Raw genomic sequence first — 19464 nt, forward strand, 5'->3', positions numbered from 1 at the left:
GTCGAAGCTGATGTATGCCTTATCATTCTCATTCCCGTTCAGAGATAGCACATGAGCAGTGATCTGTTTACCTTACGACCATGGGTGCGTCACTACGATCCAGGTGTACCAGTCACCCTCAACCTTACCCCGGAACCACTACCGGCTCTGTTGCAACGTGCTGCCGAGCGCTACGCCGACATTCCAGCGATTGCATTTTACGGTCGGACACTCAGCTATGCGCGCCTGTGGGCAGAAGTTACTCAATTCGCCCGCGGTCTGTTGAACGCCGGTTTTCAACCTGGCGAACGGGCGGTTATTTTGTTGCCGAACATTCCCCAAGCCGTCATTGCCTGTTACGGTGTTCTCCTAGCCGGCGGGATTGTCGTGTTAGCGAACCCTGTCTTTGATGCTGAGGGCTTTGCCCACGAAGTCGAGGACTCTGGGGCAACCACCGTGATTGCCCTGAGTATGTTTCACCAGTTGATCGAACAGGTACGGGCAAAGATGCCCATCCCTCGTCTGATCTATACAAATCTGAAGGAATATCTGCCTTCAAGCCAGCGTGTTCTGTTCACGCTGCTGCGCCAGGAACGAGAAGGTCATCGGGTACCCGATGCGCAGGCACGTCAAGCCATCTGGTTTCAGCACCTCTTGGCGGACGGTCAGACCGGTGATCTTCCCCATCTCAATGCCAGCGATCCCGCCGTTATTCTTTACACCAGTGGCACGACCGGTACTGCCAAAGGGGTCTTGCACCGTCACGCAAGTCTGTACGCCAATGCCATCCAAACCCGCATGTGGTACGCTGATGCGGAAGAGGGCAATGAGCGGGTGTTATGTGTCATTCCTTTTTCGCATGCCTACGGTATGACGGCCTGCATGAATGTCGGTATTACGTTAGGAGCAACGCTGATCTTGTTACCGACCTTCGAGACGCACAATGTATTGCACGCGATTCGACGAGAACGGCCCACCATCTTCCCCGGTGTGCCACCAATGTACGCCGCCCTCAATGAAGTTCGCGAGGTTCGCAAGTACGGATTATCTTCGTTGAAGAGTTGTTTGAGCGGCGCCGCACCGTTACCGGTAGAGGTACAAGAAGGTTTTGAGCGCATTACACGCTGTCGATTGGTCGAAGGCTACGGATTGACCGAGGCCGGTCCGGTAACACACGCTAATCCACTGCGCGGCACGCGGCGCGCAGGTTCAATTGGGATTCCGATCCCTGATACAGAAGCCCGGATCGTTGATCTACAGAGCGGCGATGATCTGCCACCCGGCGCGATTGGCGAGCTATTGGTGCGAGGTCCACAACTGATGACCGGTTACTGGCAAAACCCCCAGGCCACTGCTGAAGCGTTCACCCCTGATGGCTGGTTACGAACGGGCGACATCGCCCGTATGCTACCCGACGGCTATTTTCAGATTATCGAACGTAAGAAAGAGATGATCATCGCCGGTAACTACAACATCTACCCTCGCGATTTTGAAGAGGCCTTATACGAACACCCAACGGTCATCGATGCCGCCGTGGTTGGGGTACCGCAACCTGACGGCAGAACCGAAGTACATGTTTTTGTTGTCACTCGCCCCGGTGAACAGGTAAGTGAAGCTGAGGTCTTGGCTTTTCTGCGTGATCGGATCAACCTACCGATTGTTCCTGACAAAATTGAGTTTCGTGAAGCACTCCCACGCAGCTTCATCGGCAAACTCCTGCGCCGACGGTTGGTAGAAGAGTTGCTGCAACGTGAACAACGATCCGGTGCTTGAGTGCCGTTGAATGACCCGCGAGAGCATGCTGACCGATCAACGCAACATCAGGTTCACAGAAGGATCATCTTGCAACTTCCAGACGATAAGTCTCGTATATACATTGCAGGCTTCACACAATAATTAGCGAAAAACTGAAAAACGCTCCAAAATACCTGAGGATGCGGGTCTCTGTACCGCACGATGTCGTGATATAGAATCCGCTCCAAGCTAACGACCATACCTCAAGAGTGCCGATAAGATACCTTGTATACCTGTGTATCCTGCGGATATGGTGGATTGCAAGATACTTATGTCATCTTGCTGAACAACCGCTCAAGCGAAGAAGGAGAGGTTATGAACCGCTTGCAACGAGGTCTTGCTACTGCCAGGCAAATCCTGGAAAGCGGTGAACTCGAACAACTACAAATTAAAGCCAGCGACTTCATTTCCCAGCGTTCGGGCAACGAGAGCGGCGCCACCCGAATCGAGCAAATGAGTGTCTTGCTCGATGAAGCTGCCGAGTTACTCAATCGTAACTTTCAGCAACGAGAATCTGGCGGGCAAATCGCCAACGTTATTTCCCCGGTCGTTATCCCGCGTGATCCACGATCTTCGTTCTGGATCGCTATCACGATTGTGTTGGTAGTGATTGGCCTGATCGGCTGGCTCTTTAGCCTGATCATCGACACTGTTTCGTTTGGCTTCACCAACCTGAGTCTTGTTCTGTTTGGTCCCCATTACTGGCTGCTCATCGTTGGGTATGTTGTTTACAGCCTTTGGCGCAACACCTTCATTATGGTACCCGACGGGTGTCAGGCACTGATCACCCGTTTTGGCAAACTCGAAGAGATTGCACCAGCGGGGCGGAAAGTCTTACTCGATCCATGGAAACGGGTGAGCTACATCGTCAATGTCACTCGTGAATATCCGTACAACGCTCCAATTCGTGAAGCACCGACAGCCTCGCGGGTGAATGCCTCAGTAGACCTCTTCCTGCAATTCAAGATCGAGGACCCGGCAGCCTTTATCTTCACCCTGGGTGGCGCCAAGGGCTTTCAAGAGAAGTTACAGAACGCGGTGAGTGAAGTCACCCGCGCTCTCATTTACGAACAACGGGCAGAGGCCATCTATGACCTAGTTGGCGAGAGCACGCAAAACCTGCTCAACACCCTGAACCAGCAATTTCTCCCCGCAGTACGCTTTGTCAACGCCAACATCACCCACGCCGAGCCTTCCAGTCCGGAATACCGGATCGATCTCGCCAAACCAGAAATGATTCGGGTTGCGAAAGAGGCATACACCTATGAATACCAACTGGCTCTGCGCAAAGAACAGGACGAAGGCGATCTGAATCGTGAATTAACTAGCCTACGTGAGCAGTTGTCGGCTATTCAGGCCGAAATTGCCACCTACCAGGCCCAGATCGATACGGCTCGTGAACGAGAAATTCATCGAGCGAATGCTTACGCCAGCCAGTTGCTCAGCGAGGCCGAGAGTGCGGCGCGGGCTAATGCGGCGTTGCTCGAAGCTCAGGCGCTCGATATTCGTGCGGTAGGTGCCGCACGGTATCCTGAAATCTTGCAGTACCGCTATCAACAAGATATTCTCGACCGACTCGAAGCAGTAGCTGACCATCTGCCGCAAATTGTCCAGGTCAGCAGCAGTGACGATACGGTCATCGACTATCTGGCCTTGGCGCAACGAATGCTGGGTATTACCGATACTCAACTCTACTCACCGGAAGACGTTGCTGCGATTCGCAGCCGCATGCAAGAGATTCGCCAGCGGATTTTAGCCCGCACCGAACAGATCAAGCAAGTCATTGCAAGCGGAAGCGATCAGAACGATACGAAAGGAGATAACCAGTGAGCGATACCCGACGCGAATTTTCCCGCATTCGTGAGGCGGTAGCAACCTGGAACCGTATCCGGCAACTTCTCCGTTCGGGTGAAGAGGGCCAACTGGTGCCGGTGGTGATCCCCAAAGATCGACGACGAGCACGTTGGCTTTTCCCACTGGCCATCAGCTTATACCTCCTCGGCGTGGCTGTTTTCAGTGGAGGTATTTTTGGTGGCCTGGTGCTGTTGCTGGCATTTTTGATGTTCATTGCTGCGGGCATTTCATTCTTCCTCAACGCAATTGTGGAGATAGAGCAAGGAACCACCGGTATTCTCTCGCACTGGGGGCAGATCGTCGGTACGCTGCCACCGGGCCGTCATTATCTATGGTGGCCATGGGAGAAGGTGGAAGCGGTGGTTGATACCAGCACTGAAATCCCATACACTGCACCGGTGATGGCGGCGCCAACTCGTGAAAATGTACCACTGAAGTCGATAGAGTTTTTCTTGAAATTCCGGATTGAAGACCCGATCGCCTTCTTCCGCCGATTGGGAGCAAGCAACTTTGATCTGGTGCTGAGTAGCGCTGTCCAGGATGCCATTCGCCAGCGGGCACGCCGAGTCGAAACCGAACGCGCATACGACCTGCGTGGCAGTGATGTTGGCGATATGCAAGAGTTGCTCAATCGTCAACTCTCTCGCTACGGTGTTCGCATTACCGGTGCTAACATCCCTGACGTACAGTTGCCTGATCAATATCAGCAACATCTTGCCACTCGCGAGCGGGTGGCGAAAGAATTGCAGGCCTACGAACGCGAGTGGGAGCTGATCAAAAAGCAGCGGATCGATAGCTTGCTGCTAGAAATCGAACGTGCGAAAAAGGTACGCGATGCCAAGCTGGTTGAGGTACGGGCAGCGATTAACAAAGCCCGCGAGGATGTGGCTCGCATGCTGCAAGAGAAAGAGACCGAAGCCCAGCGAGTACGCTGGGAAATTGAGGCGCGTGGTCGAGCCACCTTACGTCAGGCCGAAAACGAGGCGCGCGGTCTGGAATACCTGGGCCAGGCTTACCAGGATAACCGGGCCGTATTGCAGTACGAACTGGCCCGGCGCCGTCTACAGGTCGCTGAAACGCTCATGAAACGCGCCCCGCGTCCAATCGTTATTAAGAGCGATGGTGGCGATACATCAGCATTGACTACACTGCTGACAGCCCGGTTACTGCCGACATTGACCGGTAATACGCACGAAGCGGGAGGGTAGAGTAAAGAGAAATGAGCGGACGGGGTGGGTTTTACCTCCACCCCGTCCCCGCAAGTGCTGGGCGACTCAGTATGAGGAGATACGGTGTCGGAATAATGTTCTACTGGCATGCCGTGGAGGTTGAGCAAAATATATTCGGATTAACCCTTTATAAGGGGAGCACAGATGCTGCCTGAACAACACCTTATGCCAATCGCTATGCCAGATTTCACGAGACCTGTTGAAAACACTCGATCACCTTTAAAGCTGTATCGGTATCTGTTATCAACGTGTGACACAGCCTACCACGAATTGCTGCTGTAATTGCTTCTACTTTATGATCACCGGCTGCGATCACTACTACGTGTGGAATTTGGCGAATGCTCTGCCACTCCAAGGAAATAATACGCGACTCCCAAGGACATGGGACGTGCTGTCCATTTTTATCGTAATACCGCATCAACATCTCGCCGACCACTCCCCGCTCTTGCAATTGTTGGATATCGTGCGGTGATAGCAGACCAACCCGGACGAGGGTCGTGTCAGGACCAACATGACCAAGACCGACGTAGGCAATGTCGACTCGTCGCACCTCTTCGAGCGCCTGTCGCAAACTTGGCTCTTGGAGCAGGGCCTGGCGCGTTTCCTCGCTTGCGACCAAAACCGGTGCTGACAGAGTCTTCAATGTAGCGTTTAGACGCTGTGCTACCAGCCAGCTAATCGAGTATGGGTTTGATTGACCAACCATCGTACCAGCCAGGTCGCACACCGTCACAGTATAGCGCCTCTTTGGGGTATGAATGTATGGCGCCATCCGTGAAACCGTCGTACTCCATCCCATCCCAATCCGCAAGTCATTGCGCAGGTGTTGATGCAGATGGTCAGCAGCAGCCTTCCCGACCGCTTCCAGAGTTTCTTCAAAACTACGGCGGCTTTGAACAATGAAAGCTTCTTTCAACGATGTAGCTACAAGCAAGCGCTGCTGCAACTCAAACTCTTGGGGCAGAGGGCGCGTGATTCGGAACTCTACGATCCCCTCACGACGAGCCTTTTGCAGGAGTCTGGTAACCTTGATCCGTGGAATGCCAAGGCGCCTGGCAATTTGGTCGTGAGTCAAATCTTCAAGGTAGTACAGCCAGGCGATGACTACCATAAGACCATCACTATTCGTCTCAGTGGTACGTATTGGTGTACGTTTCATCTATTCCTCAAGAGCTGTAACACCTGCACCTCAGCATCAGCCAATGCCTTTCTTGCCGACTTTTCACCTGTGAACGCCGCGTAGATGGTCGGATACATCACGCCTAATATATCACTCAATGTATGCGTGAACGGCAGTGTACGGCAACGCTGTAGCATCTCCCATTGTGCAGGCAACCAAAAGTAGCGCTGGAAATTTTGCGGTGAATATGTACTAATCCGAACTGGACTACCGGCAACCCGCAGCAGGTATTCGTCCATCTGCTGATCGGCAACTCGTAATAACCATTCAGCTACACTGCGCCGTGTTGATTGGGGCTGATGTGCAGGCAAACCAATTCCCCAGGTTGCATTCCAGGGCTGAGCATATACTCCAGCACGATACGGTACAACGTTACTGGATTCTACCGCACTACCAAAGATTGCGCTGGCCTGCCCGCCCCAAGTGGTCGCCATACTCACCCTGTTCTCCTTCAGCACACGACCAATTTCAAGATTACCATACGTATGTACATCGGGAGGACAGTACGCCTTAAGCGCGATATATGCTTCCAGCGACTCTACTGCCTGTGGCGTTGTGAAGGTCGGGTTTAAGTCTCCATCAAGCAGCTCTCCCCCGAAATCCCACAAAAATGGGAGCCAATCGAGAAAAATCTCACTGATAGCCGCTTTTAAGGCAATACCATAACGCTCAGGGGGATGATGAGCTTTCTTCACTATCTCGGTCAGATGAGTAGGGCGTATGATCGGCGTTGTTGCTCCACCAGGCAAGTTCACTACATCTGAGTCGTAGAAACAGATATGACCATCTGAGAACCAGGGCACAAGATACCACTCGCCTGCCCGGCTACACTCTGCATAAACCGAGGGAATAATATCATCCAGACAATAACCTGCAACAACTGCTGCATCTACCTCATCTAACGGAAGAGGTACCACCAGGCCAGTATGAATGAGAGAGTCTAGCCAAACATGGCCAGGAATGAAAATAGCCTGAAATGGACAAGGGTTTGATTTCAGGCTTTCGAGTAATGTTGTATAGTAGTCTTCCCAACGCACAATCTCGATCTGCGCATCTAAATCAGGGCGCTGTGTAAGCAGCGGCTGCAATGCCTCTACTGCTGGATCGTTGGGGCCAAGTAATCGGATTGCCATGAGTATCTCCTTCCTTGCAAAACCGACTCTCGAAATAGTTGACTCGCTTTTTGCAAACCCTGTGGATGACGATGCAAATCTCCACCTATCAGCAGGATTACATCGTTGTCGTAAGTTTCAATCATTTCGGCAATTCTTTCTATCTTCATTCCACCTGCCGGAGCTGGAAAGATTGGCTTCAAATGACCCAACGGCTCACGTGCCGCTTGCGCGATGGAGAGACACTCTTCACGTGAGAAAGAAAAACGACCGCCAAAATTGGGAAAGATAACAATATCAGCTCCGGCCAGGCGACCAATCAACCCAAAGATTACACGATGGGAAATACCGTTAAGTGGAGAAGTAACAAAACTGCCTAAAAAAGTAGGATGATACAACAGCGGCAGAGCTATCCGATCATCGTCTGCCAATGCTTGCATTCGGTCAAAGCCGACAATACCGGGTGAAACCAACAATGCACCAGCACCGGCTTGTTTAGCGAAGTATGCCCGTTCAAACAATTGGTCGCCAGGAGCGGTAACATTTGGTGCATAGAGGCTTACCCTACCGGATTGCTGATTCGCCTTCTGTACCGACTCCACGCAACGACTCACCCGTTCGCGGTAAGGTGCGAACGATTGATCCGTAAGACCGTGATCGTCTTTGATAATGTCCACTCCACCCAGCGCAAATTCGTATGTTTGTCGTGATAACTCGGCCACTGACAGCCCCATCGGCTTGATCGCCGTACAAAGGAGTGGTCGATCTGAGACTCCAACTAGCGAGCGAACACCTGAAATACCAAAACGAGGACCGCGATAATCACGCAATAGCGCTTCTGGCAAATGCAAATCCTGCACTCGGATACCAGGTTTAAGACTGATATTCCCAAAAATGACATTCAGAAACTGGGTAAGCTCACCTTGCACAATTTCAACAGCATAACTGATGCGAACACGAAATGTATTATTATCACAAGCCTCTACTTCTTCTATCCGACCAATAATTGAGCTACGAATATCATCATCTGGAACTAAGTCGGCTGGAAATTCTATTGTCTGCTCGACACAAATATCTTCAGCCTTTCGCATCACCTCTTCGTGATTACCGACAATGTGATACACGACAGAAAAACGTTCACCACTGAGACTTAACTTAGTCGGCGCTAACATCACAGATCCTCCGCTTTACTTGCTGAGCGAATTGGTTGCTGAACAGTTGCCTGCAAATCGTGTTCATCGATTTCGATATGTATGTCTAACAGTTGTTCAACACCACGAACGAGCGCAAGTGCATCAAGACCATAGTATTTCATCAAATAGGTTTTACTCCCTCCATGCGCAAAGGTATCTCGAAGGCCGATGCGTATCAGACGCTTGCCTAATCCGGCTTCAGCTATCGCTTCCGCTACAGCTGAACCTAGTCCACCAATAATTGTGTGATTCTCAAAGGTTATTACACCGTATTTGACCTTTGATGTTATCTCAATCACCTCGTGAGCATTAAAAGGTTTAAGGGTATTTACATGCACATGGTAAACCGATACCCCGGCTTCCCTAAGGATAGACGTTACCTTTAACGCCTCCTCAGTGCAAATCCCGCTGCTGAATAGGGCAATATCACTTCCTCTGGAGAGAATACGCGCTTTACCGACCTGCAACGGCTCTGCTGGATCAAACAGACGTGGAATGTCGCCGCGTAACTGACGCACATACACTGGCCCGCGAATTGGCTGAATAGCATCGAACACACTTTCTACCTCAGTGGCATCCCCGGTTTCGATGACGGTCATGTTGGGGATAGCACGCATAATCGCTATGTCATCAATCGCCTGATGAGTAGCGCCGCCAGGGGTGGTAATACCGGGTAGGAATCCGAAGATACGTACCGGAAGGTTAGGATAAGCAATAGACATTTCAATTTGATCGAGGGCACGCCGGTAAAGAAAGACGGCAAACGTGTGCACGAAGGGCGTGAAGCCCTCACGAGCCATTCCACCGGCAAAGCTCATCATATTTTGTTCGGTCATGCCGAACGAGTAGAAACGATCTGGATAGGTATCACGGAACAAATCAACCTCGGTAGAGCTGGTCAAATCAGCAGAAAAGACTACCACTTCAGGTTTGTCTTTTGCCCACTCGACTAGTTTACGAGCATGAACTCGTGACTCAAGCGCCATGAATACCTCCGTTCATCATCATCAAGAATTCGCGGTAACGTTGTTTTTCCGCTTCGTCTTTAAAGCGCACATAATGCAGACGAGGACGTCGCTCCTCTAGCAATGGTATACCCTGACACGGATTGGTACGAGCGACGACGAATAACGGTCTACCATCAGGTGGTAATTCAGCAGGAGCTGCTAATGCTTCAACGTCATGACCATCTACCTCAAATACCCGTGCACCAAACGCAGCCAAGCGCTCCTTGATCGAACCTATCTCCATAACTGTTTCAATCGCGCCATCTGCTGATTGGCCGTTTGCATCGATATACACACCAACCGTATCCAGCTTGTAGAAGACAAGTGTTTCAACCGCCTCCCAGGTTTGCCCAATCCAAAACTCACCATCAGACATGAACACCCAATTACGACCGGTATGTCCCTTAAGCCGACGCGCAAGCGCAATACCGGCTGCCTGACTAAGGGCCTGACCTAACGATCCCGCCATCAGTTCGTGACCGGGTGAATGCTCAGCGCCGATCATCTCCACGGTACTCCCATCTTTATTGAACATCTCCAGACCCTGTGCGTCCATGCGCCCCACTTCAACAAGCAGAGCGTATAAGGCTAACGCGCAATGAACAGGAGAAATGAAAAAACGGTCTAACTCGGGTTTGTACGGGCCGTTATATGCAGCGCCACTAAAGTAATTAGGATTGGTCCTACTCGGTACACCGGGGAAAGGTGGTGGGATACGCGATGCACAACTCTCGCCAATACGCATAACACGAGTGTAGAGGGTGGCCAGAATCTCGGCTGCTGAACATGCCTGACTCAGGTACCCGCCGTTATTGCGGATGGTAAAATCCAGGACGCGACGGCGAATACCGTGGGCAACCCGCTTAGTATGTTCATGCCAGGTCGTAGATATTGCTTGCATACCTGTCAATTCCCTCACTTCATTGGTCCGTATTCATTAAGCGAGCGAGGCTCTCGGTAAAAGGAGGGTACGCAATACCCTTTTCCGTAATAATTGCGGTAATCAGGTCGGCTGGAGTGACATCAAAAGCATAATTCAACACTGGTGAACCCTGCGGTACCACTCGTTCTGATCCCACATGCGTAATTTCCTCCGCGCCCCGTTCCTCGATAGGAATATCGTCGCCACTACAAATACTCATATCAATCGTGCTTGTAGGCGCAGCTACGTAGAACGGCACCCCATGGGCTTTGGCAACGATTGCCAGGTTATAGGTACCTATCTTGTTCGCCGTATCACCATTGGCAGCAATACGGTCAGCACCAACGACGCATAGATCAATACCTATTTTCCTCATCACCAAACCCGAAGCCCCGTCAACAATAACCGTATGGGGTATCCCAAGCTGATTCAGCTCCCATGCCGACAGTTTAGCGCCCTGTAATCGTGGACGGGTCTCATCCAGGTAGGCGTGAACTTGTTTGCCACTTTCGTGAGCAATCCGAATAATACCGAGAGCAGTACCGTAATCTACCGTTGCCAGGCTACCTGTATTGCAATGATGCAGAATCTTGGCCGGGTTGGGGATGAGTGGCTGTGCATTCAGACCGATCTGCTTATTAGCTCGAACATCCTCTTCGGCAATTGCATGTGCTTCACGGAGAATAACTTCACGGAGCGCGTCAGGTCTTAACGAAAGGCTAGCGTAAACTTTATCCATCACGCGCTGAATAGCCCAAAACAGATTGACGGCGGTAGGTCGGGAGGCGCGCAGCAATTCGGCAGCTTGCTCGACTTCTCGCACCATATCGGTTGTTCGCTGAGCAACAGAATGCAAAGCGGCTAGTGCTAGACCATAGGCAGCAGCCGTACCAATTGCTGGCGCACCGCGCACAACCATAGCACGAATAGCCTCGGCAACCATCTGTGGATCACGCAATTCGAGGTAGACAGTTTCCGCTGGTAGCTTGCGCTGATCCAACAGCCTCAAGGAATTGTCTCTCCATTCAATGCTACGAAATGTTGTCATAGAACTATTCCTTCTCTTGACACTCATCGACTAAATTGAGGGACGAGCTGCCAAAAGCATCTCCACAGCCTGCCGAATATCTTCTACACGATACCGCTGTTTCAACCAGGAAGTAGCGATATTTAACCCCAAACTTTCGGCAGTAGCACGAATATGAGGATCATCGATTGTCCAAAAGTCGTGTACATGTGCCATGCCTATCAAACGACGCATCATTTCGGCTGCACCGAAACCAAGCGTATCCTGTAGCAGATTGCGCATGTACTTGACTCGAAAGGCTGCAGAGGGCCAGTCACCGTTGCCATGGTTTTCCCAGAGCGTAAGGAATTCCTCTTCAAAGATGTTCCAGGTTCGCACAATCAGATCGGCCAACCATTGACGATAAGCAGTTCGTTTGGTGTCGTCTTTTGCATGGTATTCCTGAGCAGCGTAAGAGAGTGCTAGATTACCAAGGTAAGAACCGATGTCATGACCTATTGGACCGAAGAAGGCGAATTCAGGATCGACAACCTTGGTTTCTTGCACGTTCAGCATAATTGAGCCAGTATGCAGATCGTTATGGATCAGCGCCTGGGCGTGGCTCATATAGCGCTCTTTCAGCAGGAAAATTTCCGAGCGCAGATCGTCATCTGCATAGATAGATCGCACCTGAGGCTCTAACAGGCTAGTGTAACGATTATTGGGATGTTCCATGTAGGGCTGGGTAAAGACCAGATCTTCTTGTACCTTACAAAGCACTGGATTGATAAAACGTGGTACCCACGCTTTCTTTTCAGTAGAACTTAAATACAAATCCGATGTATAAAAGAGTGTACGTGCCATGAACAATCCCATGTGACGATCTACATGGGGATACTCTATTTGTTGCATCAATCCTTCACGCATCACCAGATGACGGTTCAGATCTTCCATAATAATAATGTAACGGTTTTCATCATAATAGTAGATTTTTGGGGTCTGATCCGGACAGTAGCGTGCTTGATTTTGTAAGAAATCGTACTCAATACGTGAACGATCTACGGGCATTTTGAAATCAGGGTAGCGCCAGGCATACGGCAGTGCTTGCTTGACAATGACACTTTGCTGAGAGTTGTGCAATGCTGAAACTCGAAAGATCAGATTAACATTTCCTTCAGATATTTGACAGGCTGCAAACTCAGAGACTCCTGCAAATACCTGCTGATGAACCGGTGTCGTTTTGAGGTAATCTACCACTGTTTGAGTGGTTAAAGCTACGACTTGTGGTTCCATGTGTGTTACACTCCTTTTCCTATACATTAGCGTCGAGTAGTATAGTAGCTCAAACCGAGTGACACAATTAATACTAACCCCTTGATAACATCCTGGATATACCAGGGGATATTCATCATCGTTAAACCATTCAACATGACACCTACAAAGATTGCACCTAATACGGTTCCAAATACGTTAGCGCGCCGCGCATTCAACACTGCAAAACCGAAGTAGGTTGCAGCAACAGCATCAAGCAGATACGGATCACCGGCTTTCACTGCGCCTGACCCGATCCGTGCTGCCAGCACTAACCCGCCAATAGTCGCTAACACGCTACTGATTACGTAGGCCGTCATGCGCACCTTATTAACATCGACACCTGCCAGGCGAGCAGCTTCAATATTTCCACCGACAGCGTAGAAGATACGTCCAAATCGTGAAAATTCTAGGAAGATAAAGGCGATGAGAGCGATCACAGCCATAATCACCACTGGGACAGGAATCCCGCGAAATGCCTCACTCGACAAGACAAAACCCTGTCCAAGAAACAGAAAGTTTGGATGGATAGCACCACCAGCAATTTCACGAGTCGGACTCCAGGGGTTAGTCATCCCTTTGTATACAGCATCACCCTTCGTGATACTCATCTGCAAGCCTTGTACCAGATAAAGCACACCCAATGTTGCTAAAAGATCAGGAATACGCAATCGAATGATCAAAAACGAATTCAACAAACCGATTATGGCACCAACAGCCAGACAAATCAGAATAGCAAAGTACCACGGTACACCCCAAATGACCATCAGAGCAGTGGAAAGAATTACTGCCAGACCGGTCACTGCTCCCACTGACACATCGAAGCCACTGACTACTACTGAGAAGGTAACTCCTAATGCCACGATAGTCAGAATAGAGACCGCACGCAAAATATCGAGCAGATTGTCAATCGAAGCGAAGGCCTGGGTGCGAATTGAGAAGAACAGAGAAACCAGAATCAAGGTGAGAATCAGACCATAGCGTAGGAAAAAGCGGGAAAGAAACGAACCTAAGTTAACCCTAATCGGTTTGGCTACTGCTATACCTGCTTTCCTCGAAGCTGTAGGGGTTTTATCGGATGTCATAATTTCCTACTCCTCCTGAGCAGTGGTGTAGGCTGTCGTTGTACGGACTGCGCCAGTTGCTAACTCCATGACTTGTTGACGATCAATGGGTTGGGTATCAAACTCGCCAACAATTTGACCATCACGCATCACGAGCACGCGATCTGCCAAACTAAGAACTTCATCAACATCAGAAGAAGCAAAGATGACAGCGGATGTGCGTGAAAGTTCACGAGCGAGTGCATATACTTCTTGCTTTGCACCAATATCAATCCCTTGAGTGGCTTCATCGAAGAGCATCACACGCGCTCTCTGCAAAAGCCACTTACCAATGACCACTTTTTGCTGATTACCGCCACTAAGATTCTTTACAGCCATTCCAGGATCAGGAGGTACGAGCTTGAGACGGTTAATTATGTGCCGAACATGCGGTATTTCTTTGAAAGGTAGAACAAAACTTAGATAGCTGAAATCACGGATGAAGGGTAATGTGATATTAGTACGAACAGAATATTCAATCCACAATCCACGATGACGACGGTCTTCAGGGATCAGAAAAATACCGTTGCGAATAGCATCCTTTGGTTGTCGAAAGTGTACAACTTTTCCATCGAGAATGATGTCACCATGATCGGCCTTTTCACTACCGGCGAGAATGTTTAACAACTCAGTTTTCCCTGCCCCTGTCAATCCAGTTATGCCAAGAATCTCGCCGCGAAACGCCTGAATGCTGATATTTTTCAGCCGCTGTCCCCATCGTATATTCCGCACTTCTAGTACTAACTCACGCTCTTGGGTCGGAATACGAGTCGGAAAGAGATCTCCAGGTCGGGTACCTAACATGGCTTCTACTGCTTTAGACATCTCAAAGGTTTCTCGATTGAAGTGAGCCACTTTCTTTCCGCCACGAAGAATAGTGATGTCGTCAGCAATTTCTTGAATTTCTGCTAATCGGTGGGAGACATATAGAAATGATACTCCTCCCTGTTTCAGCTTACGTATAATGGTGAATAAATGCTCTACATCACTTACGCTCAGTGCAGCAGTGGGTTCATCTAGAATTAAAAATGAAGCATTGCGTGACATAGCCCGTGCGATAACCAACAGTTGTTTTTGCGGTAATGAGAGATCCGCTACCGGTTTGTCTACATCGATATCAAGTTGTAGCTTTTGTAAAATCTGCCTGGCCTCATCACGCAATCTTTTTTTACGCACAAAGAAACCTTCTTCAGGGGTAGCAAGTTTCTCAATAAGCAGGTTCTCGGCAACACTTAAATACGGAATAAGCGTTGTATCAACTTCCTGGTGAACAACCTCAATACCATACCGAAACGCATCTGCTGGTTTATGTATCGAGATTACCTGTCCATTTAGTTCAATTTTTCCCTCATAGGAGGGATAGTAACCGGTCAGAATTTTAATCAATGTACTTTTACCAGCACCATTTGCGCCTATCAAAGCGTGAACGTATCCACCACGAAGCTCTAAATCGACACCATCCAACGCTACAACCCCAGGAAAAACTTTGCCTAAACCAGACGCTTTTAGAACAGCCATCACTATACTCCTCAAGTGCTCCTTACCGGGTCATCTACGTGGCGTGGGGATACTCCCCACACCACACCAACCATAGCCTAACTACTTACCTACCTGCCAGCGTACACATCCACGGGAACCAGTTAAGCGGCGACTCACCCATTGCCGGCATAGCCTGGATGAGCTCGTCCATATTGGTAATCTTGTTCGCCAGCAAGAAATCACGTGTGATCAACTGCGGCTGTACCAGTAGGTACTTGTCGACCTTTTCCCCCGCCACCAAGGCCGCCGCCGTCCGTACCGCCAACCGACCCACACTGTACGAATCGGTAGCGACTGTTGCCACCCACGGACTGTCCGGGGCGATCATCAGTTGGATATCCTCATTAGTGATGTCAACTGAGTAGACCCGATAATCTTTCCCTCGTCCTGCTTGTGTGATCGCCCGCACGGCTCCTTTGGCAAACTCGTCCCACATCGCGACAACGACGTTCGCATTCGGGTATTCCTTCATCGTCGCTTCCATCCGCGTCTGCGTGTCGGCGGCAGTGTTGTCGGTCACGGCGCCAATCCGCGTCACTTCCTTCAACCCCGGATAGCGCCATTTGAAGTCCTGCCAGATGCGGTCACGCTTGTCGAGGGGCGCAAAGCCACCAACGTTCACATACACCACATCCGCCTGCCCGGCGTGGTCGGTGACAACCTTCTTCGCCAGCAAGAAGCCGATCAGCATATCGTCCTGCTCGATTTCCGGAACTTGCGGGTTATCAACCACCAGGTCGAAGGAGACCACTTTGATCCCTTTCGCCAAGGCCTCCTCGATCTTGGGCAGCAATGGATCGGGTCGTCCGTGGTCGACGATGATCGCATCGACCCCTTGCTGGATAAAGTTCTCCATCGCCGTCACCATCTTCGCCATATCACCACGCGCCGTTGCCTCGAGCAGTTCTACTCCCAGCTCGTTCGCCATCGATTGCGCCCCGGCCAGATACCGCTCGAAGAACGACCCCTCCCCAACCTCGCGTACCAGCGCGATGCGTACCTTCTTGTTCGTGAAAACACTCGGAATCTGATCACTCTTGACCTGACAAATTGGTTGAGAACTCATCTCTGCGCCAGCACCGACCGCGATTTGTGGCATAGAATAGCCATTCCGGGCCAGTACCTTTTCCATCCACGGGAACCAGTTAAGCGGCGACTCACCCATTGCCGGCATTGCCTGGATGAGTTCATCCATATTGGTGATTTTGTTCGCCAGCAGAAAATCACGAGTGATTAACTGCGGCTGTACCAGCAGGTATTTATCTACCTTCTCCCCCGCCACCAGCGCCGCCGCCGTGCGTACCGCCAGCCGACCCACACTGTACGAATCGGTGGCTACGGTAGCCACCCACGGACTGTCCGGGGCAATCATCAGTTGGATATCCTCATTGGTAATATCGACCGAGTAGACCTGATAGTCTTTCGCCCGTCCTGCTTGCGTGATTGCTCGCACGGCCCCTTTGGCAAACTCGTCCCACATCGCGACAACGACGTTCGCATTCGGGTATTCCTTCATCGTCGCTTCCATCCGCGTCTGGGTGTCGGCAGCGGTGTTGTCGGTAACAGCCCCAATCCGCGTCACTTCCTTCAACCCCGGATAGCGCCATTTGAAGTCCTGCCAGATGCGGTCACGCTTGTCGAGGGGCGCAAAGCCACCGACGTTCACATACACCACATCCGCCTGTCCAGCGTGGTCGGTGACAACCTTCTTCGCCAGCAGGAAGCCGATCAGCATATCGTCCTGCTCGATTTCCGGCACTTGCGGGTTATCGACCACTAAGTCAAAGGACACCACCTTGATCCCTTTCGCCAAGGCCTCTTCAATCTTGGGCAGCAACGGATCGGGTCGTCCGTGGTCGACGATGATGGCATCCACCCCTTGCTGGATAAAGTTCTCCATCGCCGTCACCATCTTCGCCATATCACCACGCGCCGTTGCCTCGAGCAGTTCTACTCCCAGCTCGTTCGCCATCGATTGCGCCCCGGCCAGATACCGCTCGAAGAACGACCCCTCCCCAACCTCGCGTACCAGCGCGATGCGTACCTTCTTGTTCGGATCGGCAAAAGCCAGTGGAATACCATCTTGTGTTGTCGGAGCAGCAGTGGCTGAAGCTGGTTGAGTCTGCTGGGTTGGGACTGTTGAGGTTTCAGGCGGTGCGGCACAACCAACGAGCGTCAATGCTACCAACACGAACAGGTGGAGAAAAACCGACAAAGAACGCCTCGTCTTCATTGACTCCTCCTTGATGGATTACAGGGGATACGGCGAAGTGATAAATTTGTTCATTATTGTACTTTTGTACAATATACCGGAAGAAACGACGTTTGTCAATAGAGTCTCGTGGAATTTGGTACCCGGTTTAGCAGCTTTCAACATTTTCTCTGCCCGGCAGGAGAAAAGAAAACGGAAAAATAGGCAGGGGCCGAAGGGGGTTATGGTGTGCTGATGCGCCCACCGATGGGTTCCCTGCTAGGTATCGCAAGATGCAGGCCGGAGGCCCGCGTTCCCAGGCGACCGTGCAGGATGCAGGCCGGAGGCCCACGTTCCCAGGCAAACGGCGCAGGTCAGGGTGGGTCTTGAGGGGTGTACAAGATATTCATTCGCAAACACGACTAAACACTGAACATGCTGCCCCAAAACCAGGTTAATACCGGTTGACAAACCGGTCACGATCAACGATAATTGTCAACTGACAGGAGGGATTTACGATGAATCACCAACGGCTCCGCCAGTTGCGACTGGCACGTGGTATGACTCTCAGCGACCTGGCTCAAGCCACCAACAATATTGTCACCCGTCAGGCGATCTCGAAATACGAACATGGGCAGGCAACACCGTCACCAACGGTGTTACAGCGTCTGGCACAAGCGCTTGGTGTGCGTCCGACCGATCTGCTCAACGGTCAAGAGGTACAGATTGAGCTGATCGCCTACCGGAAACGTGCATCGCTACGAAAGCGCCAGCATGATCAGATTGCAGCTCTGGTTGATGAGACGTTACGTGAGCGATTGCGACTCCAACACCTTATTGGCGAGGTATCTTATCTGAATGTGCCACTTCATCACTATCCGGTGGCCGATCTAGCTGATGCGGAAACGGCAGCAAACGAGTTGCGCGTCCGTTGGGATTTAGGGAGCGCGCCTATCGCCAATCTGACTGATGTGTTGGAAGATCATGGTTTGCACGTGATCGCACTTGATACCGTTGATGGCTTTGATGGTGTCGCTGCGGTTGTACGCGACGAACACGATACACCAGTTGTAGCAGCGGTGATTGCCCGCCGTACCGCCGATGGCGCCCGTTGGCGTATGAATCTAGCTCACGAGTTGGGGCATCTGGTGCTGCAACCGCAGGGCAATCTTGATGAAGAAAAAGCTGCTTTCCGCTTCGCAGCGGCTCTTCTTGCGCCGGCGAGCAACTTACGCGCCTTTATCGGCACTCGTCGGCATCACATACACCTGGATGAATTGATATTGCTGAAACACCATTTCGGGATGAGTATCCAGGCATTGCTGTACCGGATGCTGACCCTGGAGATTATCAGTCAACGTTTGTACAAATCGTTGATGATTGAATTGAGTGAACGTGGCTGGCGAACGCAAGAGCCGGAACCTCTTCCTCTGGAAGAACCGATCTGGTTGCGCCGTACAGTCCTTCGTGCCCTGGCTGAAGAGCTAATCGATCCGGCTGAAGCACAGCGACTGTTACGTGGTGAGACCACTATTCCGGTTGACCAACCAGAGATGGGTCGGTGTCAGCAGTTGCTGCACCAGCCACTACCTGAACGCCACGCGATTCTGACTGCGCAGGCCGAAACAGCCCGTGATCTTTATCAGGTTACCGCTACTCCAGCCCACGAGGTTGTCACGAGTGAGTACAACTAATGTCCCCCGTCGTGGTGAGATCTGGTATGTCGATCTCGGCGACCACACCCAGACCCTGGTACTCGTCGTGAGTGCGAATGCCTTTGAACGATTGCCGGTTCGCCTGGTAGCTCGCTTGCGCCCATGGGAAGACCGCTTTAACGATCTGGTATGGATGCAACGCCTCGACAGTACCTGGCCCACTCGATTGAATGCTCCCCATGCAGTGGACCTGCTTCAATTGTATAGTATCGATGTACACTGTTTCCAAAAGCTTGTTGGTCGAGCACCGGCAACGAAAATGGATGAGATCGCAGCGGCGATTGCGTTGGTGGTAGATTATGTGCCGCCAGCTTAGGATAAGTCAAGGG

Annotated in this window: 15 protein-coding genes; 5 read left to right on the top strand and 10 right to left on the bottom strand. The window is 51.1% G+C overall.

Annotated features, from left to right (window positions below):
• Positions 1-51: 51 nt before the first annotated feature.
• The 3 genes from QTO31_RS11675 to QTO31_RS11685 all read left to right on the top strand — a co-directional run bounded on the left by QTO31_RS11675 (position 52) and on the right by QTO31_RS11685 (position 4835).
• Positions 52-1752 (top strand): long-chain-fatty-acid--CoA ligase, encoded by a 1701-nt coding sequence (locus tag QTO31_RS11675; protein ID WP_301429201.1) that lies wholly within the window; start codon positions 52-54, stop codon positions 1750-1752.
• 336 nt (positions 1753-2088) lie between these two features.
• Positions 2089-3603 (top strand): SPFH domain-containing protein, encoded by a 1515-nt coding sequence (locus tag QTO31_RS11680; protein ID WP_301429202.1) that lies wholly within the window; start codon positions 2089-2091, stop codon positions 3601-3603.
• Positions 3600-4835: an SPFH domain-containing protein gene (locus QTO31_RS11685; RefSeq protein WP_301429203.1), complete on the top strand. Its 1236-nt coding sequence runs from the start codon at positions 3600-3602 to the stop codon at positions 4833-4835. The genes QTO31_RS11680 and QTO31_RS11685 overlap by 4 nt, the downstream gene beginning before the upstream one ends.
• A 208-nt stretch (positions 4836-5043) precedes the next feature.
• Here the strand turns inward: QTO31_RS11685 and QTO31_RS11690 are convergent, their stop codons facing one another.
• The 10 genes from QTO31_RS11690 to QTO31_RS11735 form a co-directional block, all read right to left on the bottom strand.
• Positions 5044-6015 (bottom strand): sugar-binding transcriptional regulator, encoded by a 972-nt coding sequence (locus QTO31_RS11690; RefSeq protein ID WP_301429204.1) that lies wholly within the window; start codon positions 6013-6015, stop codon positions 5044-5046.
• Positions 6012-7169: an ABC transporter substrate-binding protein gene (locus tag QTO31_RS11695; RefSeq protein WP_301429205.1), complete on the bottom strand. Its 1158-nt coding sequence runs from the start codon at positions 7167-7169 to the stop codon at positions 6012-6014. Before QTO31_RS11695 ends, QTO31_RS11690 begins: the two co-directional genes overlap by 4 nt.
• The gene (locus QTO31_RS11700; protein ID WP_301429206.1) at positions 7130-8320 is read right to left on the bottom strand and encodes a RuBisCO large subunit C-terminal-like domain-containing protein; all 1191 of its coding nucleotides are present in this window, start codon (positions 8318-8320) and stop codon (positions 7130-7132) included. The genes QTO31_RS11695 and QTO31_RS11700 overlap by 40 nt, the downstream gene beginning before the upstream one ends.
• Entirely contained in the window at positions 8320-9327 is a 1008-nt protein-coding gene (locus tag QTO31_RS11705; protein ID WP_031458953.1) for a transketolase family protein, read from the bottom strand. Before QTO31_RS11705 ends, QTO31_RS11700 begins: the two co-directional genes overlap by 1 nt.
• Positions 9317-10249: a transketolase gene (locus QTO31_RS11710; protein ID WP_031458954.1), complete on the bottom strand. Its 933-nt coding sequence runs from the start codon at positions 10247-10249 to the stop codon at positions 9317-9319. Before QTO31_RS11710 ends, QTO31_RS11705 begins: the two co-directional genes overlap by 11 nt.
• A 19-nt stretch (positions 10250-10268) precedes the next feature.
• Positions 10269-11318, bottom strand: a complete 1050-nt coding sequence (gene mtnA, locus QTO31_RS11715) for an S-methyl-5-thioribose-1-phosphate isomerase (RefSeq protein WP_301429207.1) — start codon at positions 11316-11318, stop codon at positions 10269-10271.
• A gap of 30 nt (positions 11319-11348) precedes the next feature.
• A complete protein-coding gene (mtnK, locus tag QTO31_RS11720; RefSeq protein WP_301429208.1) occupies positions 11349-12569 on the bottom strand; it encodes an S-methyl-5-thioribose kinase in 1221 nt (406 codons plus the stop codon).
• Positions 12570-12595: 26 nt separating this feature from the next.
• Entirely contained in the window at positions 12596-13672 is a 1077-nt protein-coding gene (locus QTO31_RS11725) for an ABC transporter permease (RefSeq protein WP_081909998.1), read from the bottom strand.
• Positions 13673-13678: 6 nt separating this feature from the next.
• A complete protein-coding gene (locus QTO31_RS11730) occupies positions 13679-15208 on the bottom strand; it encodes a sugar ABC transporter ATP-binding protein (RefSeq protein ID WP_301429209.1) in 1530 nt (509 codons plus the stop codon).
• Between the two features lie 85 nt (positions 15209-15293).
• Positions 15294-17462: a sugar ABC transporter substrate-binding protein gene (locus QTO31_RS11735; RefSeq protein ID WP_301429210.1), complete on the bottom strand. Its 2169-nt coding sequence runs from the start codon at positions 17460-17462 to the stop codon at positions 15294-15296.
• Positions 17463-17938: 476 nt separating this feature from the next.
• On the opposite strand from QTO31_RS11735, the gene QTO31_RS11740 reads away from it, so the two are divergent.
• Together QTO31_RS11740 and QTO31_RS11745 are read left to right on the top strand one after the other, a co-directional pair.
• The gene (locus QTO31_RS11740) at positions 17939-19114 is read left to right on the top strand and encodes a helix-turn-helix domain-containing protein (RefSeq protein ID WP_301429211.1); all 1176 of its coding nucleotides are present in this window, start codon (positions 17939-17941) and stop codon (positions 19112-19114) included.
• Complete coding sequence (locus QTO31_RS11745) at positions 19101-19451, top strand: type II toxin-antitoxin system PemK/MazF family toxin (protein WP_301429212.1); 351 nt, start codon at positions 19101-19103, stop codon at positions 19449-19451. The genes QTO31_RS11740 and QTO31_RS11745 overlap by 14 nt, the downstream gene beginning before the upstream one ends.
• The last annotated feature ends 13 nt before the right edge of the window (positions 19452-19464 follow it).

The organism is Chloroflexus sp. MS-CIW-1 (assembly GCF_030444705.1).
Lineage (GTDB): Bacteria > Chloroflexota > Chloroflexia > Chloroflexales > Chloroflexaceae > Chloroflexus.

Coding starts and splice junctions, on each gene's coding strand:
- QTO31_RS11705 (WP_031458953.1), bottom strand. CDS start 9,327: ATGGCGCTTGAGTCACGAGTTCATGCTCGTAAACTAGTCGAGTGGGCA.
- mtnA (WP_301429207.1), bottom strand. CDS start 11,318: ATGACAACATTTCGTAGCATTGAATGGAGAGACAATTCCTTGAGGCTG.
- QTO31_RS11680 (WP_301429202.1), top strand. CDS start 2,089: ATGAACCGCTTGCAACGAGGTCTTGCTACTGCCAGGCAAATCCTGGAA.
- mtnK (WP_301429208.1), bottom strand. CDS start 12,569: ATGGAACCACAAGTCGTAGCTTTAACCACTCAAACAGTGGTAGATTAC.
- QTO31_RS11740 (WP_301429211.1), top strand. CDS start 17,939: ATGAATCACCAACGGCTCCGCCAGTTGCGACTGGCACGTGGTATGACT.
- QTO31_RS11735 (WP_301429210.1), bottom strand. CDS start 17,462: ATGAAGACGAGGCGTTCTTTGTCGGTTTTTCTCCACCTGTTCGTGTTG.
- QTO31_RS11725 (WP_081909998.1), bottom strand. CDS start 13,672: ATGACATCCGATAAAACCCCTACAGCTTCGAGGAAAGCAGGTATAGCA.
- QTO31_RS11695 (WP_301429205.1), bottom strand. CDS start 7,169: ATGGCAATCCGATTACTTGGCCCCAACGATCCAGCAGTAGAGGCATTG.
- QTO31_RS11700 (WP_301429206.1), bottom strand. CDS start 8,320: ATGTTAGCGCCGACTAAGTTAAGTCTCAGTGGTGAACGTTTTTCTGTC.
- QTO31_RS11690 (WP_301429204.1), bottom strand. CDS start 6,015: ATGAAACGTACACCAATACGTACCACTGAGACGAATAGTGATGGTCTT.
- QTO31_RS11730 (WP_301429209.1), bottom strand. CDS start 15,208: ATGGCTGTTCTAAAAGCGTCTGGTTTAGGCAAAGTTTTTCCTGGGGTT.
- QTO31_RS11675 (WP_301429201.1), top strand. CDS start 52: ATGAGCAGTGATCTGTTTACCTTACGACCATGGGTGCGTCACTACGAT.
- QTO31_RS11710 (WP_031458954.1), bottom strand. CDS start 10,249: ATGCAAGCAATATCTACGACCTGGCATGAACATACTAAGCGGGTTGCC.